We start from the raw sequence: 19,457 nt of genomic DNA, 5'->3' as shown, positions 1-19,457 counted from the left end.
GCGGATTCGATGGACGATCGCGTCGTTATCACCGGCATCGGCATGGTCACCGCCGTGGGGCGTGACCGTGAATCGACGTGGAATGCTGTGAAGGCCGGCCGCAACGGCGTGAGCAAGCTCTGCGGAATGCCGGGAATCCCCGACGGGCTGCTGCTTGGCGCGACCATCGATGAAGTCGGCCACGACCGCTACGGCGATCGAAACTTCCCGATCGCGTTGGCCGCGGCCCGCGAAGCGCTCGACGACAGCCGCCTCGATCTCAAGCGAGTCGATCGCTCGCGCATCGCCCACTCCTACGGCACCTGCGGCGGTCCAACCCCGTGGATGGCCGAGGAATACGCCCGCCGCGACGGGACGACTCAAATCAAACCTTGGTGGGAGAACCTGCTTTACTCAGCAGTCCCCACGCGCGTCGCCAATCGGCTCGGCATCTACGGCCCCCGCATGGTCAACTCGACCGCGTGTGCGACTGGCTCGATTGCGACGATCAACGGCATGCGGGCGATTCTCGACGGCCAGTGCGACGTCGCCTTCGTTGGCTCGGCGCAGACGCTCCACCCGATTCTCTCCGCCGGCTTTTACAACATGCGCGTCCTGGCGAACGCCGACGACCCCGCCTCCGCGTGCCGGCCATTCGACGTCAATCGCACCGGCTTCGTGATGGGCGAAGGCGCCGCGACGCTCGTCCTCGAGCGCCTCAGTTCGGCCCGCGCTCGCGGAGCGTCGATCTATGCTGAGATCTTAGGCGGGTCGTTGATGAGCGACTCGACCCACGTTACCGACCTGAGCGCCGACAGCCGGCCGCTCACGCACCTGCTCGATCGCACGCTGCGGAAGTCGAATCTCGTTCCGAGCGACGTGGCCTACATCAACGCTCACGGCACGGGGACCAAGCAAAACGACGCGATGGAGACTCGCGGCATCCGCGCGGCCTTCGGCGCCGCGGCGAATCGTCTCTGCGTTAGCACGATCAAGGCGAACCTCGGCCACCTCGTGAATGCCGCCGGCGCCGTGGAACTGGCGATCACGGCGATGGCCCTCCGCGACGGGTTCGCCCCGCCGACGGTCAATCTGACGCACCCCGACCCTGATTGCGACCTCGATTGCGTGCCGCTCATCGGCCGTCGTCGCGCCTTGGAGCATGCGGTCAAAATCTCGATCGCCTTCGGCGGCCATCTGGCCGCGATCGCGCTGCGACGTTGGTCGGGCGCGGGTGAACGCTGCGAACCGGCGCCGGCAGCCGTGCTGCGGATGGCGGCGTAATTCTTGCCGCGGGACTAGAAGACTGCGCTGGCTGTGTGCCACTGCTCGCTCGACCAGCAGTGGGCGCCGTGTACCCGCTTCACACTGCTGGACAAGCCAGCAGTGGCGCGCGTTCTAGATCTGCACTCATGCCTTCACGGCATTAAATTCAGCCGCACTCCCGGCGAATTCGCGCACCCCATTCCACTTGGCGGGTGATTTAGTTGCATTTGGACGTGGATTGGCGAAAATGCGTCGCTGCGGAGTTGCGTTGGCGTCAAGCGTCGAGGCTTCGCGGTAGTTGCGAGGGGAACTTATTAAGGAGAGTCGTCATGTCTATGCGGAGCCGATGGTCGTGGTTGATGATGCTGGCGCTGACGGCGACTTGGACAGTGGCCCCGCTCGGCGGAATCGTCCGCGCTGCCGAAGAGCAGGCTGGCGAGGAAACCGCCGTTAAAGTGGAAGAGACGGAAGAAGAAGTCGATCCGCTCGCGATTCCGGAAGGGGGCGCGAAGGAAATGGCCGAATTTGTTCAGAAAATTGTGCGGATCAAGCCCGAAGGCGATACCGAACTCGAGAAGTTGCAGCATCAGGCGAAGATTTTTCGAACCGCCGCCGACGCCGCTGGCCAAGGCTTGGAGTCTGATGCCGATGCTGATGATCGCATCGTGAATATGCTCGCAAATTTTCGCTTCATGGCGCTGCAGCAATTGGAGCAAGTCAACAAGCAAGAATTCGATCTGCTAGTGAAGGAGGCGATGGCCGACGATCGCGCCCCCGTCGCCGCCACCGGTTGGCGGATGATGATTCAGGGAGTCGTCAGCAAGTGGGGCGACAAGAGCGACGAGGAGAAAGCGGAATTCCGCGAAACGCTCCTCGGCAACTTCCCGACCGATCCGAAAGAGGCCTCTGCTCGTGCGACCGGCATCCGAACCGCCGTGGCGTTCCTGGAGCGGACCGATCCCGAATTCACCAAGGCGCTGATGACCGACGCGGTCGAGCAACTCGGCAAAAGCGACGAAGAATCGGTCAAAAAGGTCGCCGATCAGTTCGCCGGCATGCTGCGGCGACTCGATCTTATGGGTAATGAGATGGAACTGACCGGCCCGTTGCTCGGCGGCGAGGAACTCGACTGGGCCTCCTACCGCGGCAAGGTCGTGCTCGTCGACTTCTGGGCGACCTGGTGCGGGCCGTGCATCGGTGAGATCCCAAACGTTAAGGAGCAATACGAGGCCTACCACGACAAGGGCTTCGAGGTGCTGGGCGTTTCGCTCGATAATGAAGCTGACAAGGTCGAGACGTTCCTGAAGGACAAAGAGATTCCCTGGGTAACCCTTTTCGGCGGTCCGAAGGGAGAAGAGGATCTCGGCTGGAATCAACCGATGGCCAAGTTCTATGGCATCTCGGGCATTCCGACGGCGATCTTAGTCGACAAGGAGGGCAAGGTTGTCCACATGAACGCCCGCGGCGAGGTCCTGCCGGAGGAACTCAAGAAGTTGCTTGGCGAGCCGGCGACGGCTGATGACAGCGAGAACTCGAAGTCTGACGAAGAGAAAGCGGCCGCGACGGAAGCCGCCGGCTGAGCTTGATTCGTTTGCTCAGCGCTGAAAATGAATGATTGAATTGATTGGGGCGCCAACGTCTTTGACGTTAGCGCCCCCTTTTTATTGCGAACGATTTTTCAGATTGCTTTTGGCCGCTCATACCGAGCTGATATACAGACGTTTATTGTCGGTCTCTGGCAATTCGTCGATACGAATCGATCTTCCGCATACTTGGTCAGCGGAGGGATTGTCTCGTCCCGTGCCTCGGCTTCAATGTGTCGCCAAAAATTGCGTTTTGTAGGTCGGGCTGTCAGCCCGACAGCAGCACGCTCGGGAGCGACTGCCAAATGCCGCCAACTCCAGCGAAGGTTCCGTCACGCTGAAAGCCTGACCTACGGCCCGAGCGTCATTTCGATCGACTTCAGCTCGTCGAGCGGGATGCCATAGCTAAATCCGCCGGCAGCCTCGGCGGCGCCGCTCGCGCGGGTGCTGCTGCGCTCTGGCAATTGAGACGCGGGGATCGGCTGGTTCGACGTCGCGTCGAAGAAGCGAAATCTCGGCTGAGCGCTATACCCGCAGATCTCGTAGGTGACGCTAAACGAATCGTCGACGTCGATCGGCCCCCCTTCGCGGGGGATCAGCCAAGCCTGCGAGCCTCCTGCCGACGCGCCTTCGAAGCTGTCGCCGCGACGGGTAGAGACGACGACTTCAACGGGGTCGAAGTCCGCCAGCCGGCGTTCGATCTCCTGGCCGTTCACGTCGACCGCGACAACTGGCGGCGCGGCCAACGGCTTGGCGCTGATCGCGGGCAGCTCGACCCCCTCGAAGAAAAACCTATGAAGCCCCCCGAAAGGTTGCAGAATGAAATGATCGACTTCGTCAATCGGCATGTTGAAGCGGGGAGTTTCGCTGAAGACGCTGGCGCCCATGCGAAAAGAAATGTAGTTGAGTAAATGAGTGTGACCTCGGCGACCATCGGCTGCAACGGCGGTAATTTGATAGCGCTCGCTCGCCGGAGCCGGCGACACGTCCCACGACAGGACAGCGGTCGTCGTCGGCGCATCGGGATCGAGCGGTCTGAGCAGCTTGGCTCCGACAGTGGACCAGTTGCCGGGCTGCAGGTCTTCGACGCGAACGGTGCCGTACGGAAACTTGCACTCGGCGCCGACGGCCGCGGGGAGTTTGAACTCCTGCACCGGCAACGCGTAGCTGTGTGTGCGAAACCACAGATCGAGCTTCGGCGGCAGAGGCTTTTTGAACCCATACAGCTGAACGACGTTAGGCGATTTGAGCGCCCAGCCGTAGCCGTCGCCTGCGAACAGAAACTCGCGAGTCTCGTGGTTGAACGCTCGGAACTCAATGACGTCGACGGCGTCGCCGGGGGCGAGCGCAATTTCAACCAGATCGAGCCAGGGGCCGGCGTCTTTCAACCGCTGGGCGTTGGGCGACGTTGCCTTGATGGTCGAGCCCAATCCATCCGCGTAGCGGATCGACCCGTCGCGTTCGTTGCGAGCTAGGTATTCGATTTCGATCCGATTGGGCCCAACCGCAATCGAGCCGTTGCGCGTGCTGGGAGCTTTTTCGTAAAGGCCGAGAAAGTACGTCGGGTGGCGGTAAAAGACAAGTTGCCATGTGGCGGCAAGCAGCGCAACGAGCGTGATCGCCGCGAGGAGCTTGGCAAGCGAGAAGCGGAAACGTCGGCGATTCACCAGGATCGAACTCCAACCGGATTAGATCGATTCTTTATCGCCATCAGGCTGCGGTCAACCAACGCTCGGATGAACCCACGGCGTCCGATACGGCCGCGCCAGCTTCGAGTTCGCCTCCTCATCGCCGACAATCTTCCCCGCCGCAGCGTCCCAGTGCAGCGTCCGGCTCAGGTCCATCGACAGGTTGGCCAGGATACAACTCGCCGAGCTGATGTGGCCCTGCTCGATGTTGCTCACCGGCAAGCGTTGTTCGTGCCGGGCGGCGAGGAAGTCTTGCATGTGCCGGCGTGTGGCAGCGGAGGCGAACATCTCGGTCTCATTGTGCTGCGCGTCTTCGGGATACTTGTCGCGCTCGTCGAGATGATTGCCATGCTCGGCGGCGCCGTCGCCGTGCGGCTTGAAATCGTAGCTGTGGACGCTGAGCTTCAGCGTCCCCTTGTCTCCGTAGAGCGTGGCGCCCCACGGGTATTCTTTATCGCCTGACTCGCCCCAGTTGCGTTGCGTCCACACGACCTGCAACTCGGGGTATTCGAACGTCGCCGTCTGCGTGTCGGCGATCGTGGCGATCGACTTCTTGTCCCGCTGGAAGACGCCGCCGCTCGCCGAGATGGTCGTCGGCCAGCCGATGTCGAGGAAGTAACGCACCACGTCGAACATGTGCACGCAGAGGTCGCCGATTTGTCCGTTGCTGAAGTTGCGGAAGTCGCGCCAGCTACGGGGATGGATACGCGGGTGAAAGTCGAGCCATGGCGCCGGGCCAACGTACATTTCCCAGTCGAGATTGGCGGGCGGTTTTTCCTGCGGCGGAAACCCGCCGGGGCCGCCGTAGTAGCTGTGAATGTCGACGAACGCCACTTTGCCGAGCTTCCCGCTCCCGATGTAACGATCGCGAGCTTCGATGAGGTGCGGCGTACTGCGGCGTTGCAGGCCGACTTGGACGGTGCGGCCGGTGCGCTTGGCAGCGGCGACCATCGCGGCGCCTTCAGCGACGTCGACGCTGATCGGCTTCTGGCAGTAAACGTCGGCGCCCGCTTCAACCGCAGCGATCATCGGCAGCGCGTGCCAATGGTCGGGCGTGGCGATGTTCACGACGTCTGGTTTCTCCGCGGCGAGTAGCTTGCGGTAGTCGCCGTAGATCGGCGGTTTTTTCTTGGAGGGTTGCCGCTGAGCGACGAGTTCAGCAGCGCCCTCGGCCATCTTCGCATCGACGTCGCACAGGCCGACGACTTCCACCGGGGCGACTTGCATCAGATGCAGCAGGTCGGTCTTGCCGTACCAGCCGCAGCCGATCGTTGCCACTCGCAGCGGCTTGTCGCTGGCGGCGGCGAAGGCGCGGGGTTGAATGGCGGCGAGCGACGCGGCGAAGGCGGTGCTTTGCAGGAAGCGGCGACGATCCATGGCTGAACTCTTCTGAGTGGGAATGCTGACCACGAAGACACGGGGTCACGAAGATAAGCACGAAGGGGCGAAGAACAGAATGCGAGGCAACGAGACGTTAATCTTCGCTGATCCTCACGCGCCAAGTCAATTAGCCCAGTTCCGCAGAACGTGCCAGCGGCGCATTTATTCGTGCTTTCCTTCGAGCCTTCGCGACTTAGTGGTGATCGCATTCATGAGCACTAGGCGGGAACTCGCTGTTGCAATGCTCCCCCTCCAGCTCGGTTTCGATCGTGATATGCTCGAATTCACGATTCCGCAGCAGGCGATAGAGCTCGCCCTTCGCGGCGCAGATTTCTTCGCGCGACGTTCCCGCTCGCATTAGCAGGTGGGTGGCGATGACGTGCCGTTCGCCGTCGAGCGTCCAAGTGTACGTATCGTGAAGTTCCACAACCTTCGGCAGTTCCAGTGCTTCCTTGCGGAACGCTTCAACGTCGAAACCAGCGGGAGAAGCCTGCAGGAACACCATGCCGACCTTCTTCAGATTGCGAACGACGTTGTACAGCACGAAGATCGAGATGCCGATCGACAGCAGCGGGTCGATGATCGGCACATCCCAGAAGGCCATGATCGTGCCGCCGACGAGGACGGCGACCCAACCGAGCGTGTCCTCCAACAAGTGCCACGTCGCGACCTGCTCGTTGAGCGACTTGCCGCTGCGGAGTCGCCACGCGGCGGCGCCATTGGCCAGCACGCCGACCACCGCCAGCGCGACCATGCCGCCGGCGCGAACTGGCTTCGGTTCGAAGAGGCGATGGATCGATTCCCACGCTACGAAGCCAAGGCCAATGATCAGCACGCAACCGGTGATGAGCGCGCCCAAAGCCGACAGCCGCCGGTAGCCGTAAGTAAAGCGCTCATTCGGTTCGCGGTCGGAAACGCCTTGCAGGTACCAAGCGAGACCGAGCGAGATGCAATCGCCGGCATCGTGCACGGCGTCGCTGAGGATGGCAACGCTACCGGTCCAAATGCCGCCGGCAATTTCGATGAACGTGAACACGAAGTTCACAAAGAACGCGAACCGCAGATTCTTACCGGCGGGATGGGGATGATCGTGCATGCGGAATCAGCGTTGGCGTTGTAGCCCCGGACTCTGCCCGGGGGTGAGCGTGAAGTGCCGCCTAACGTTGCGCAGGGGCAAAGCGACCCCCGGGCGGAGCCCGGGGCTGGGTGGGCGGCTGCCAAAGTGTAGGTCAGGGTTGTAGGGCCTGGCCAGCCGGCTTTTACGAGTCGCCGAGTGTCCGTTTCCGCCGCAACAAATGATGATAATGCTGGGCAAATCGGTGTGCCTCATCCCGCACGTACTGCAGCAGCCGCAGGGCGAACGCGTGCCGGCTCAGCCGCAGCGGTTCGTCGCGGCCCATCACGTAAATGAGCTCTTCCTTCTTGGCGAGCGACAACACGAGCGGCGGTTTGATGCCGAGCGTTTCGAACGCCGTGAGCGCCTTGCCGAGTTGCCCCTTGCCGCCGTCGATCAGCAGAATGTCGGGGAAGACTTCGCCTTCGCGTTCGAGCCGACGGAAGCGACGGGCGACGACTTCGTGCATGCTCGCGTAGTCGTCGATCCCCTGCACCTCGCGAATCCGAAAGCGGCGGTAGCCCGGTTTGAACGGCAGCCCGTCTATGAACTGCACAAGACTCGCTACCGTCTCCGTGCCGCCGAGGTGGGCGATGTCGCACCCCTCGATCGTTCGCGGCTGGAAGTCGAGTTTGAGCACCTTCTGCAGCCCCGCGAGTCCCTTCTTCGGGTCGAGATAAAACACCTCGGGCTGCTCGTTCTTCTCGAGGTCGCCGCGATCTTCGAGCGACTCGAGCATTTGGATTTCGTCGCGCAGCTTGGCGGCCTGTTCGAAGCGACGCGCGGCGGCCGCTTCTTGCATCTCGGCCCGCATCTCGGCGAGCAACGGCTTGCGGCCGCCGTCGAGGAATTTGCGGAGGCGGTTGATGTCCTTGCGATACTCCTCTTTCGAGATTCGCAGATTGCACGGCGCCGTGCATTGGCGGATCGAAGCGAGCAAGCAAGGGCGGAACCACCGCCAGCGGTCGTCGTTCTCTTCGATGTCGAGCGGGCAGGTGCGGAACTTGAAGACCCGCTGCAGCACTTGCAGCGCGCCGCGCAGCGAGCTGACGTTCGCGAACGGACCATACAGTTTCACGCCGCTACTCTGCGGCGTGCGGGTGATCTCGACGCGGGGGAAGTCCTCGTGCGTCGTAATCTGCAGGTACGGAAACGTCTTGTCGTCGCGCAGGTCGCGGTTGAACTTCGGCTGGATGTCTTTCACCAGCCGAGCTTCTTTCAGCAGAGCGTCGACTTCGCTCTCCGTTTCCATGAAGTCGATGTCGTAAGCCTCGAGCACGAGCTGGGCGGTGCGCGAATCTTCCGCCGCCGCCTTCAGGAAGTAGCTGCCGGCCCGGGCGCGCAGGTTCTTCGCCTTGCCGATGTAGATCACTCGGCCGAGCTTGTCCTGGAAGAGGTAGACGCCGGGGGTATTGGGAAACTGCGTCCGCACCTTTTCGGCGGCGCGGAGGAAAAACTCGACCTGCGACTTCGGCAAGTCGGGCGGCGCCTCCGGCTGAGCATCCTGCGGCAATTCGTTGGCGTCGGCGTCCATGCGTGAATTGTAGCGCAGCGGTTAGCCCCTGGTCAGTGACCGGGGGGCATTTGGCCCTATTTCGTTGCCTCTACACCCCCGCAAACGCCCGCATGTCGGCTTCCATCGCTAGCAGCCGCTCATCGAGCATCTGCTTCGCGTCTTCCAGGTTCGCCAACTGCTCCGGCGGTTCGTAGGTGAACATGTAGAGCTTGATCTTCGGCTCGGTGCCGCTGGGGCGAATCGCGACGTAATTTCCTTCGAGAGCCAGATCAAGAATCACCAGGTCCCCCTTCGGCCCATCGAGCGGCTGCTTGCCGCCGCCAGGGAGGATGACCGTCTGGTCGAAGTAGTCGCGAACCTGCACCACCGGGCTGCCGGCGAGCGTCTTCGGCGGGGCCGCGCGGAACTGGGCCATCACTTCCTTCATCCGCAGCATCCCTTCGCTGCCGGGCATTTGCACGGAGACCGTCCGCTCGATGTGGACGCCATGTTGCCAGAAGAGATCGTCGAGCTTCTGGTGAAGCGTCTTCTTCTGCGCCTTCAGCTTCGCGGCGAGTTCGCACAGCAGCATCGTCGCGAGGCCGCCGTCCTTATCGCGGTTGTAGTTGCCGGCCATGTAGCCGTGCGACTCTTCGGTGCCGTAGAGGAACTTGTCGGCGCCTTCGCGATCGATCACGCCGGCGATCCACTTGAAGCCGACGAGGTTGTCGCCAAACGTCTTCACGCCGTAGCTATCGCCGATGCGGCGAGTTAGCTCGGTGGTGACGAGCGTTTTCACAATGAAGTTCTGCGGCGAAAGCCGGCCCGCGGCCTTGCGTGAGTCGCACATGTAGTCGGCGAGCAGAGCGCCGATTTCGTTGCCGGTGAGGGTGAGCCATGGTGCCCCTTTGGCCATCGTCAGCGGCGCCGCGCAGCCGATGCGATCGCAATCGGGGTCGGTCGCCACGGCGAGGTCGGCGCCGTTGTGGCTGCCGTGGGCGATCATCGTGTCGAAGACTTGCGGATTCTCGGGATTCGAGACATGCCCCGGCACGTTCGGGAAGTCGCCGTCCGGCTTCGCATGGAGGCTGAACAATTCGACGTCTTTGAACCCGGCCGCTTCGAGCACCGGCAGCACCGCGCTGGCGCCGACGCCATGCAGCGGCGAGTAAATCACCTTGAGATCGCGCGGGCCGGGGATCGACTGCTCGACCACCGCGGCGACGTACTTGGGATCGACCTCGTCCTGGCAGATCTCGATCCGGCCATCGGCGACCGCGGTATCGAACGGCACGCGCTCGATGGCGTTCACCGACATCACGCGGTCGATGACCCCCTTATCGTGCGGCGGCAGCAACTGGCCGCCGGTCGACCAATACGCCTTCACCGCGTTGTCTCTCGGCGGGTTGTGGCTGGCGGTGACCATGATGCCGCAAGAGGCGTGCTTGTAGCGAACGCAGAACGAAAGTTCCGGCGTACTGCGGTAGCCTTGCAGGAAGAAGACGCGGAACCCGCTCGCGACCATGATTTCGGCACAGAGCCGGGCAAAATGTTCCGACCGATGCCGAGTGTCGTACGCCAGCGCACACGACGGGTTGCCGTCGGCGCCGAGCTGCTCCTTCACATAGTCGGCCAAGCCCTGGGCGCTCTCGCCGATCGTGCGATCGTTGATCGCGTTCGACCCCACCGGGTACATCCGCCCGCGGCGGCCACCGGTGCCGAACGGAATCACCGTCCAAAACACGTCGTCGAGCGTTTGCCACTGCCCCGATTCCACCATCTCGGCCACTTGCCCGGCATACTCGCCGTAGCGGGGCTCGGTGAGCCACGCGGCGATATTCTTCTGCGCGGTGCTGGTGATCTTGCCGGTCTCGGCGGCCTGGCGGACGAGGGCGAGCGTGTTGTCGTACGACATGGTGCGATGGTTCCTGGGGGGCGGAGAACCAGGGAAATGGGCAGGCCGTGGGTTGGCCTGGAAGGGCGATTTAACGTACACCATAGTGCAGGAACGGGGAAGTTGGCGCGGGAAGGAGGAAGGGCGAATGCGGAATGCTGAATGGGGAATGGGGCGAGGGATGCGGGGAGCTTTTTCCGCCGCCTTCGTCATGGGCCTCGCGCTGGGCGGAATCGGACACGCGGCGGAGAAGGCGGGGCCGGTGAAGCGGGCGAAGCCGCCGGTTTGGTCGCCGGATGTGCTCGACGAGTTTTTCGTCGATGCGCGCGAGCAACTCGTTGGCGAGCGGCCGGCGAAACGGGCTGACTCGATCGCGGCGACTCCGTCGGCAGGGCAGGGGAGTGGCGCTGCAACCGTCGAAGGGGCTGGTTCAAATTCTGGCGCCGCGACTTGGTCGCAACTTATCTCCGGTGACACGCTCGCAGCCGAAGTAAAACGGCTTGCCGCGACGCTCCGCGATCCGCTCGCCAACCCCGCCAAGTTCAAAGCTGGCGGTTACAAGATTTGCCGCAGCGCGTTCAGCGAACTGGCGACGCTCTTCGCCGTGATCGCCGAGTACGACGGCGACGTCCGCTGGCAAGACGATGCCCCAGCTCTCCGCGAAGCGTTTGCTCGGGCTGCCCGCAATTGCAAAACGGGAACCGACCAAACGTTCGCGGAAGGCGCCGAGTTGCGGACGCAACTCGACGATCTGGTCCGCGGGGAGCGTTTAGGCGGCAAGCCGACGCCACCGCCCGAGCAGTGGAGCGAAATCGCCGACCGGCCGCTGCTCATGAAACGGATGGAGTCAGCGCTGCAAGAAGCGATCTCGCCCGCGCTCGCCAATGCCCGCGAGTTTTCACGCAAGGCGGTCGACGTCCAGCAACAGGCCGAGGTCCTCGCGATGCTCGCGGCGATCATCGATCGCGAAGCGTACGAGTATTGGGACGACGAGAACTTTCAGCAGCAGAGTAACGACCTCCGCGCCGCTTCCCGCGAACTCACCCGCGCCGCTGCCGAAGCCAACTACGAAGCCGCCCGCGCCGCCGCTGGACGGGCAAGCCAATCGTGCACTGCCTGCCACGAAGGCTACCGCGGCTAGCAATAAAAGCCACCGGCTTCGCCGGTGGACGAACCACCGTAAGGCTCAATCTACAGGGCAGGCCAGAATTCCAAGCGACTCAAGCATTCTCAACTCGCCGACCGCAAAGCAGCCGCAGCCCCGGATGTTTTGTCGGATATCTTCTCGCGTTTTCGAGAGCTTCTTCATCGAACAACAAGCGATGCGAATAACCTGCGGTCCAAATTCGTCCGCGGTTGAGCCCCTGCCGCATTCGGTTTTTCAATCGCCCGGCCATGTCATCAACGGCGTCGCCATGACCGATGATCCAATGGAGATGTGTTGCTTCGATGACCGCATCGGTTAGCGAGTAGCCGAACTCCCCAGCAGCATCTTGGAGGTATTGAAAGAGGCGTTCTTGCTCTGGCAGGGAGAAGGTTGTTTTCGGCTCGCTAATGGATTTTTCGACATGCGCCTTGAGGTAGCGGCGTTGCGGGTACATCTGCCCGTTATCGACGTACCCGCGCTCATCCCCAGGCAGCCACGTGCCGAAGCTAGTCGTCGTCACGAATGTGGCGAGTGGATCTGAGTACATGAGGCGTTCGTTGCAAATTTTGCACGTCGAAACCGCTGTGGCGTGGTGGGATTTATTGTAGTTCGTCCACCGGCGGAGCCGGTGGCTTTTATTTCCGCATCCGGAAAATCGCCCGCCAGTCGGCCGGCGTCGATAAGGCGGCCGTCGCTCCGCCGTGGTACTCCCGCACTAGGTCGACGCTGTAGTAAATGTGCGGATCAACGCCCCGCGCCGTTTCGAGTAATTCGCTGGTGCGGCGACGTGGGGCGATAACAAATATCATCGTATTCGGCCCCTCGGCGCCGATCCCTTGAAACGTCGTCGGTTTCCAGCCCGCGATGCTCAGTGCCGAGGCGATCGCTCCGCCTGCTTGCGAAGAGAACATCCGGATCACCACGATTCCCAAGGCGATCTTGCGTTCAATTTGAATCCCCACGGCATTGCCTGCCGCGAATCCCGCGCAGTATGCAATGATCAGCATCGGGTTCTTCTCGACGCCCATGAGCGCTTGAGCCACGGCCGTGAGCCAGACGAACGTTTCGAAAAAGCCCAGCACGACCGCCAGCTTGATTCGTCCCTGCACAACCGAGATCGTCCGCAGCGTGCCAAGCGAGACGTCGATGATCCTCAAGAAAAAGATCAGCAGCGCGGCCGCGAGCGGATGGAGCGAAATGAGGAAGTCCATAGCGAGTTACCCAGCGAAGGTCGTTCTGAATGCAGCGAGGAATCTAGCGCATCGCAAATCGTCGCAGCGCTAGATTCTTCGTTTCACGCTCCACGACGCAAGATGATGCGGCGAATGAAGCATGCCACTGCAGCCGCGCCGCTCGCATAGGTGCTCGCAATGCCGGCCATAGGCAAAAACGTCGCAAATCAAGGCGTTTTCGCAGCACTCGTCGAGTTTACGCCCATCGGCCACCCCTCTATAATTCCCCCTTCACCCACCCACTGTGGGTTCATTAAAAGTTTGTGCCGGAAGGATGTGCGACTGTGGCTGAACATGTGGTGATTATTGGCAGCGGACCCGCGGGATGGACCTCGGCAATCTACACGGCGCGGGCCAATCTCTGCCCGATCGTGTTCGAAGGCGCCATCACCGAAGAGAATCGCCAGGTCGGCACGCTGCCGCTCGGCCAGCTCGCGCTGACGACCGAAGTCGAAAACTTCCCCGGCTTCCCCAAGGGCGACCTCAGTCATTACCTTCGCTCGGCGCTCGACGAAGAAAATCACTACCTTGCCGACATGCATCACGGGGAAGGCTGCTCCGGTCCCGAACTGATGCACCTGATGCGCAAGCAAGCCAAGAATTTCGGGACGCGCATCGAGACCGACGACATCGTCAAAGTCGATTTCAGCAAGCGGCCGTTCGTGCTCCACTCGGCGAGTGGGCAGCGGATCGAAGCCCAGTCGGTGATCATCGCCACCGGCGCCCGCGCGAACTACCTCGGCCTGCCGTCGGAAGATCTCTACAAGAATCGCGGCGTCAGCGCCTGTGCCGTGTGCGATGGCGCCTTGCCGCGGTTCCGCAATAAGCCGCTTGTGGTCGTCGGCGGCGGCGACTCGGCCGTGGAAGAAGCCGACTATCTGTCGAAGTTCGGTAGCGTCGTTTACATGATCCATCGCCGCGATCAGCTGCGGGCGTCGAAGATTATGGCCGACCGAGCGATCGCCAATCCGAAAATTGACATCCAGTGGAACACCGAAGTCGATGAAGTGATCGGCGACGACGCCACCGGCGTGAAGGGCGTGCGGCTCAAGTCGACGACCGGCGACGGCAAGACGATCGATCTCGATGCCACGGGCATGTTCGTCGCGATCGGCCATACGCCGAACACGCGGTTCCTCGAAGGCCACCTGGAGATGACGTCGAAGAAGTATCTCAAGTGGACCGTGCCGTTCCGCACGAACACGAGCGTCGAGGGCGTGTTCGCCGCCGGCGACGTGGCGGACGATTACTATCGGCAAGCGATCACCGCCGCCGGCAGCGGCTGCATGGCGGCAATCGATGCGGAGCGCTGGTTGGCTTCGCAGGGGCTATGAGCAGCCGGAAGTTGACTTGAAGTTACACGGCGACGTGAAGTTAAATTGAATGCTCCGGCTCCCTCCTCCTGGAGGGGAGGGCTGGGGAGGGGGGAGAAGTTGGTACACTGGTTCTTCACCACTCCCTTGTATTACACATAGCTACCGCACTGCGCACGGGCAACTTCGGGTTGCCCGTGCTCGCTTGCTCCCTCCCTGCATGGGAGGGGGATTTCAAGGACGAACATCGTGGAAAAGCTTTCAGTCTCGGCCGCTCGGCAGGCAAAGGCGATTGGCAAGCAGGCGACGCTGCAAGGTTGGGTGCGTACTCGTCGCGACTCGAAAGGGGGCTTCAGCTTCATCGAGCTGAACGACGGCTCCTGCCTCGCCAACATCCAGATCGTCGCCGATGCGAACTTGCCGAACTATGAAGCAGAAATAAAACATCTCAGCGCCGGCTGCAGCATCACGGTGCGCGGCGAAGTAAAACCTTCCGGCGGCAAGGAGCAGGCGACCGAACTGCTCGCGAGCGAAGTGATCGTCCACGGCCTCGCCGACCCCGACGATTACCCACTGCAGAAGAAGCGCCACACGCTCGAAAAGCTCCGCGAGTGGGCCCACCTCCGCCCGCGGACGAACACGATGGGCGCCGTAATGCGAGTGCGCAATCGCATCTGCCGCTCGATCCACGACTTCTTCCAGGAGGAAGGATTTCTCTACGTCCACACGCCGATCATCACCGCCAGCGACTGCGAAGGCGCCGGCGAGATGTTCCGCGTGAGCACGATCGACCCCGCTAATCCGCCGAAGACGGCCGATGGCAAGGTCGACTACGCTCAAGATTTCTTCGGCAAGCCGGCCTACCTCACCGTCTCCGGTCAGCTCGAAGGCGAGATCTACGCGACCGCGCTCGGCAAGATCTACACGTTTGGTCCGACGTTCCGCGCGGAGAACTCGAACACCTCGCGGCATCTGGCCGAGTTCTGGATGATCGAGCCCGAGGCGGCGTTCTTCGACCTCTACGACGACATGGCCCTCGCCGAGCGGTTCCTCAAGCGAATCGTCAACGACGTGCTCGCCGAGTGCCAGGAAGACATGGCGTTCTTCCAAGAGCGGATCGACAACACGATCATGTCGGCTCTCGAAACGGTCCGCGATCGCGACTTCTTGCGGCTCAGCTACACCGAAGCGGTCGAAATCCTGGAGCAGTCGGGCGAGAAGTTCGAGTATCCGGTGAAGTGGGGCTCCGATCTCCAGGCCGAGCACGAGCGTTATCTCACGGAGAAAAAGTTCAACGCTCCGGTGATCCTCTACGACTACCCGCGCGGCATCAAAGCGTTTTACATGCGCGTCAACGACGACGGCAAAACGGTTCGCGCGATGGATGTCCTCGTCCCGCGCGTCGGCGAGATCATCGGCGGCAGCCAGCGGGAAGAACGGCTCGACGTGCTGATCGAACGGATGAAAGAGCAGGATCTCAATCCCGACGATTATTGGTGGTACCTCGACCTGCGCCGCTTCGGCACCGTCCCGCATGCCGGTTTTGGTTTAGGGCTTGAGCGGATCGTGCAGTTCGTCACCGGCATGGCGAACATCCGCGATGTGATTCCGTTCCCCCGGACCCCCGGCAGCGCGGAATTTTAAAGTGTGCCACTGCTGGGCAAGCCAGTAGTGGCACCCGTGCGAAATCCCTCAGCCCATAAGTTTGCCATGATCCTCGAAGAAATGACCACCGTCGAAGTCGAAGCCGCACTCAAAACGTGCCGCAGCGTCTTCATTCCCTTCGGCGTCATGGAAGCCCACGGCCCGCACTTGCCGCTCTCGACCGACACGATCCAGGCGTACGACGCCGGCAAGCGGGCGGCCCAGCTTGTGCCGCTCTTCGTCGCTCCGCCAATTCCGTACGGCTACTGCCGCAGCCTCGGCGGCCACGACGGGACGATCAGCATCAGCGCGGAAACGCTACGCTCGCTGGTCCGCGACATCGTCCAGTCGCTCTACCAAACGGGTCTACGGAACTTCATTCTGTACTCAGGCCATGCGAGCGCGCTGCAAATGGCGGCGATCGAAGAAGCCGCCGAACGAGTGCTCCGCAGCTGCCCCGATGCGAACGTCGCGATCGTGCTTGAGTACGACGTCCTACTGAAGCGGATGGCCGGCATCATCGAAACGCCCGGAGACATGCACGGCGGCGAAATCGAAACGTCGAGGTTGATGTCGATCTGCCCCGAACTCGTCCGCAACGATTTGCTCCCCGAAGAGAGCGGCCGCGAGTCGCCCAAGCCGCTGCTAGTCCGCGACGTGAAACGCTACTGGCCCAGCTCGGTTCTCGGCGCCCCGCGCAAGGGAACTCCCGAGAAAGGCGAACGGCTCGGTAAGATCATTGCCGACTACCTCGCCGACCTCGTGAAGCGAATGGAAGCCTTCGAGCCTCACTAGCGCCGCTACGATGAATGTTGTGGCTCCCTCCCCCTGGAGGGGAGGGCTGGGGAGGGGGGAAGAACCCTGGTACCCGCTTCAATCACGCCTCCCTAACCCTCCCCTTCAAGGGGAGGGGACCTCAGGGTTTGGTTTTCTGTGGAGCTTGAGCAACTTATCGTCGAATGAGTTGCTCCTCCCCGGGGGCGAGCTCAGCGCTGCATCGCCATCACCAACACCGCCAAAATCGGCGCCAGCGCACTGCAGATGGCGAACGTCAAAAACCCGCCCGGCGGCGGCGTCTTCCGAAACCGCAGCACCACCGGCAGCAGCAATAGCGAAATCAGCCCAATCGCCGCCGCGCAAAACAGCAGCAGTTGGCTGAGCATTTGCGCTCCGCCCAATCGTGGATTCGCCCGCGCATAGAGGTGGGCCGCCACGGCTGCGATATCGCACAGGAATACCGTCGTCACTGACACGGTCCACGCCACAGTCGCCGCTTCGGCGGTGCGCGTGTCCGCGACGCGGTGCTCGAGGTCACGGGCCGAGTTCTGACGACGCGGTTTGGTCTTACGCTTCGACATGGCGAACGCCGCCTCCTGCGGGGAAGAGAAGTACGCTCCACGATACGAAGTTTCGCCAAATTGGCAACTCCGCCGGCCTCCTTCGCTTGTTTCCTTGCCTTTCTTTGCGCCTTCGCGCCTTTGCGTGAGATCTAAATCCGAAATGTCTCACGCAAAGGCGCGAAGGCGCAAGGGTAATGCTGGGGTGCTTCCAGGTACGGTTGTAGCGACTCAGCCCCGCGCTTCCCCGCAACTTTCTCCGCCGTTCGCTCCGCCGCGCGCCCGCTAGCAAGCTAAATTTCCCATGGAGTCGGTCTGCATCCGCGCACCCGCCCCTCAACTCGTCAGTCTTGCCCCTTTTCAAGTTGCGACGCCGCCACGACGCACGTGCGGTTGGGAACGTTCCCAGCCAAACGCTGCGACGCAAGTGGATGGCTCGCAGTTGTCAGGTCTCAACTCGTTTGCTTGGAGCGTTCTACCGCGCGCTCAACGCAACCGATCGAGGCCGCGCTATTCGTCCGTCGGTACCACCCGTTGCACCAGTAGCTCACTCAACACGGCAATGGTCGAATTTCGGTCGTTGGAGACCCTCCGCGAGGCGTTAGCCCCGGTCGAGGCGCTCCGAGGGGAACAATCTGAACTCGAATCGTGGGTCTGCGAATCGTTCGCGACGCTCGATTCGTTGCATGGCGAACTTTCGGACTGGCAGCGCGACCTCACGCGACAGCAGGCGCTGCTCGATCAGCGCCAAGCGGCCGCCGACGATGCGTCGCAGCACTTCGCTCACGCCGAGGAATACGAACGTCGGCTGGTCGCGGCAGAAGAAGAATATCGTCAGCTCGTCGCCGAAAACGCCGAGCAGCTGCAAACCTTGGAGGAGGTGGGGCGCAAGCTCGCCGTCGCCAAGTCGGAGTTACGGCTCCTCCAGCAATCGAACGAAGAACGCGGCTCGGCGCTCGAACGCGAACGGCAACGGGCGACCGAAGAACATCACGAATGGCTCACCGAACTACGCGAACTACGGAGGACGATGCAATTGCATGGATCATTGCTGCAACGATTGACCGGATCGACGCACGAGGGGAATGCCTTGCCCGACGGGGCCGCAACTGGCCCGGCGAATGATGCCGCCGGGCAGACGCCGCTCGACGACGACGTCGCGTGTCGGGCCGCCGAATTGCGGCGGCGGGCGGAACTCCGCCGGGCCGCCCACGGGCGAACTTCTTGATTCCAGCGTTTGTCTCTCTTCCGAATCAATCGATCTTCAGGCGGCTCGGCAATGGCAAAGAATCTCAACATGCACGGCGCGCATCTTCGGCGCATAAAGCCCGGCGATGAACTGCCGCCGACGGTCCCGCTCGATCCCGAATCGCGCGAAGCGAACGAACTGCTTGAGGCCCTCGACGACGCGATGTTCGAAGCGATCGCAGGCGACGAAGCGGCGCTCGCCCGCGCCCATGAGCTCTGGCAACGCGCCGTCATCGCTGTCGGCGGCGAGCGCGTCGAAGAATCGCGCGAGCAGTATTTGCGATTTGCCGTCGAGACGACCAACCGCCACTCGGCGGGCGAAATCCGCGAATCGGCCCGCATGGTCGCCGCGGTGGAAGTCATCGCGTGGCTAACGCGCGGCGCCGCGTAGCCCCATCGTGCAACTGCTGGCTCACCCAGCAGTGCGAAGCTGGTACCCGCGATCCGATCCACTGCTGGACCAGCCAGCAGTCGTACGAGAAACGTCAACCATTCGGAAACTGCCGACAGTACTCATACAGCGCCATCGTCGTCGCCGTCGCGACGTTGTAGCTGAACGGCAGCCCCCAGACCGGAATCTCGACGACGTCATCGAGCAACTTCAGCAGATCGGGCGTCAGCCCCGTCCGCTCGTTGCCGATTACCAGCGCGGTCTTCCGCTGAAACTGGAAGTGGTGCATGTCGTGCGAGTCGGTCGTCTGCTCGAGTCCGACCAGCCGGTAGCCTTCATCGCGGAGCCGTTCCAGCACCGGCGGCAGCGTGCGGCGGACTTCAATCGTGATCGTATCGGCCCCATCGCGGGCGATCTTGCGATCGAGACTCGCCTGGCCGGTGCAAATAATCCGGTCGAGCCCGCAGCAACTCGCCACCCGCGCGATCCGCGACAGGTTGATGTTGCTCCTCATCGGCGCGCAGACGATCAGCAGTTCACGCGGCTGAGTGAGTTCACGGGGTGGTTTGTGACGCAAATGTTCGAAACTCATAGAGAGCAATTCTAGCAGGCGGCTTGGTTCTGTTCAGGAGAAGAAGATTAGTCGCCAAGGACGCCAAGGACGCCAAGGTTCGCCAAGGGAATGCAGGGATATAAACCACGAAGACACTAAGAACACGACGCAATACGAGAGAAGATGGAACCGC

17 protein-coding genes are annotated in these 19,457 nt (G+C 62.2%); 8 read left to right on the top strand and 9 right to left on the bottom strand.

What is annotated here, in order from left to right; all coding sequences use genetic code 11:
* Positions 1-9 precede the first annotated feature (9 nt).
* Complete coding sequence (locus ACQY7R_RS07040; protein ID WP_428304884.1) at positions 10-1,263, top strand: beta-ketoacyl-[acyl-carrier-protein] synthase family protein; 1,254 nt, start codon at positions 10-12, stop codon at positions 1,261-1,263.
* Positions 1,264-1,574: 311 nt separating this feature from the next.
* Complete coding sequence (locus tag ACQY7R_RS07035) at positions 1,575-2,825, top strand: TlpA family protein disulfide reductase (RefSeq protein WP_428304883.1); 1,251 nt, start codon at positions 1,575-1,577, stop codon at positions 2,823-2,825.
* Positions 2,826-3,178: 353 nt separating this feature from the next.
* On the opposite strand, the gene ACQY7R_RS07030 is transcribed toward ACQY7R_RS07035, so the two are convergent.
* The 5 genes from ACQY7R_RS07030 to ACQY7R_RS07010 form a co-directional block, all read right to left on the bottom strand.
* Positions 3,179-4,495, bottom strand: a complete 1,317-nt coding sequence (locus ACQY7R_RS07030) for a hypothetical protein (protein WP_428304882.1) — start codon at positions 4,493-4,495, stop codon at positions 3,179-3,181.
* 54 nt (positions 4,496-4,549) lie between these two features.
* On the bottom strand, positions 4,550-5,893 hold the full coding sequence (locus ACQY7R_RS07025; RefSeq protein ID WP_428304881.1) for a Gfo/Idh/MocA family protein: 1,344 nt from the start codon (positions 5,891-5,893) through the stop codon (positions 4,550-4,552).
* Between the two features lie 196 nt (positions 5,894-6,089).
* On the bottom strand, positions 6,090-6,992 hold the full coding sequence (locus ACQY7R_RS07020; protein ID WP_428304880.1) for a cation diffusion facilitator family transporter: 903 nt from the start codon (positions 6,990-6,992) through the stop codon (positions 6,090-6,092).
* Positions 6,993-7,155: 163 nt separating this feature from the next.
* The gene (locus ACQY7R_RS07015; protein WP_428304879.1) at positions 7,156-8,544 is read right to left on the bottom strand and encodes a UvrB/UvrC motif-containing protein; all 1,389 of its coding nucleotides are present in this window, start codon (positions 8,542-8,544) and stop codon (positions 7,156-7,158) included.
* Positions 8,545-8,614: 70 nt separating this feature from the next.
* On the bottom strand, positions 8,615-10,420 hold the full coding sequence (locus tag ACQY7R_RS07010) for a phospho-sugar mutase (RefSeq protein WP_428304878.1): 1,806 nt from the start codon (positions 10,418-10,420) through the stop codon (positions 8,615-8,617).
* Between the two features lie 127 nt (positions 10,421-10,547).
* On the opposite strand from ACQY7R_RS07010, the gene ACQY7R_RS07005 reads away from it, so the two are divergent.
* Positions 10,548-11,540, top strand: a complete 993-nt coding sequence (locus ACQY7R_RS07005; RefSeq protein ID WP_428304877.1) for a cytochrome c — start codon at positions 10,548-10,550, stop codon at positions 11,538-11,540.
* Between the two features lie 79 nt (positions 11,541-11,619).
* Here the strand turns inward: ACQY7R_RS07005 and ACQY7R_RS07000 are convergent, their stop codons facing one another.
* On the bottom strand, positions 11,620-12,000 hold the full coding sequence (locus tag ACQY7R_RS07000) for a hypothetical protein (protein WP_428304876.1): 381 nt from the start codon (positions 11,998-12,000) through the stop codon (positions 11,620-11,622).
* Between the two features lie 181 nt (positions 12,001-12,181).
* Positions 12,182-12,757: a DUF2179 domain-containing protein gene (locus tag ACQY7R_RS06995; RefSeq protein ID WP_428304875.1), complete on the bottom strand. Its 576-nt coding sequence runs from the start codon at positions 12,755-12,757 to the stop codon at positions 12,182-12,184.
* Positions 12,758-13,062: 305 nt separating this feature from the next.
* Between ACQY7R_RS06995 and ACQY7R_RS06990 the strand changes: the two genes are divergently transcribed.
* From ACQY7R_RS06990 to ACQY7R_RS06980, 3 genes are all read left to right on the top strand, one after another.
* The gene (locus ACQY7R_RS06990; RefSeq protein ID WP_428304874.1) at positions 13,063-14,112 is read left to right on the top strand and encodes an NAD(P)/FAD-dependent oxidoreductase; all 1,050 of its coding nucleotides are present in this window, start codon (positions 13,063-13,065) and stop codon (positions 14,110-14,112) included.
* A 228-nt stretch (positions 14,113-14,340) separates the two neighbouring features.
* Positions 14,341-15,735 (top strand): asparagine--tRNA ligase, encoded by a 1,395-nt coding sequence (asnS, locus tag ACQY7R_RS06985; RefSeq protein ID WP_428304873.1) that lies wholly within the window; start codon positions 14,341-14,343, stop codon positions 15,733-15,735.
* A gap of 66 nt (positions 15,736-15,801) precedes the next feature.
* Positions 15,802-16,530: a creatininase family protein gene (locus ACQY7R_RS06980; protein WP_428304872.1), complete on the top strand. Its 729-nt coding sequence runs from the start codon at positions 15,802-15,804 to the stop codon at positions 16,528-16,530.
* A 191-nt stretch (positions 16,531-16,721) separates the two neighbouring features.
* Here ACQY7R_RS06980 and ACQY7R_RS06975 read toward each other — a convergent pair whose 3' ends face one another.
* Complete coding sequence (locus ACQY7R_RS06975) at positions 16,722-17,093, bottom strand: hypothetical protein (protein ID WP_428304871.1); 372 nt, start codon at positions 17,091-17,093, stop codon at positions 16,722-16,724.
* A 541-nt stretch (positions 17,094-17,634) separates the two neighbouring features.
* Here ACQY7R_RS06975 and ACQY7R_RS06970 point away from each other — a divergent pair.
* Together ACQY7R_RS06970 and ACQY7R_RS06965 are read left to right on the top strand one after the other, a co-directional pair.
* Positions 17,635-18,300 carry a hypothetical protein gene (locus ACQY7R_RS06970; RefSeq protein ID WP_428304870.1) on the top strand — a complete coding sequence of 222 codons (666 nt, stop codon included), beginning with the start codon at positions 17,635-17,637 and terminating at the stop codon, positions 18,298-18,300.
* 51 nt (positions 18,301-18,351) lie between these two features.
* Entirely contained in the window at positions 18,352-18,711 is a 360-nt protein-coding gene (locus ACQY7R_RS06965; RefSeq protein WP_428304869.1) for a hypothetical protein, read from the top strand.
* Positions 18,712-18,805: 94 nt separating this feature from the next.
* Here the strand turns inward: ACQY7R_RS06965 and ACQY7R_RS06960 are convergent, their stop codons facing one another.
* Positions 18,806-19,303, bottom strand: a complete 498-nt coding sequence (locus ACQY7R_RS06960) for a TrmH family RNA methyltransferase (protein ID WP_428304868.1) — start codon at positions 19,301-19,303, stop codon at positions 18,806-18,808.
* Positions 19,304-19,457: the final 154 nt, after the last annotated feature.

Origin of the sequence: Lacipirellula sp. (assembly GCF_965279485.1) — a bacterium.
GTDB lineage: Bacteria > Planctomycetota > Planctomycetia > Pirellulales > Lacipirellulaceae > Lacipirellula.
This window is presented reverse-complemented; position numbering and strand designations above follow the sequence as displayed.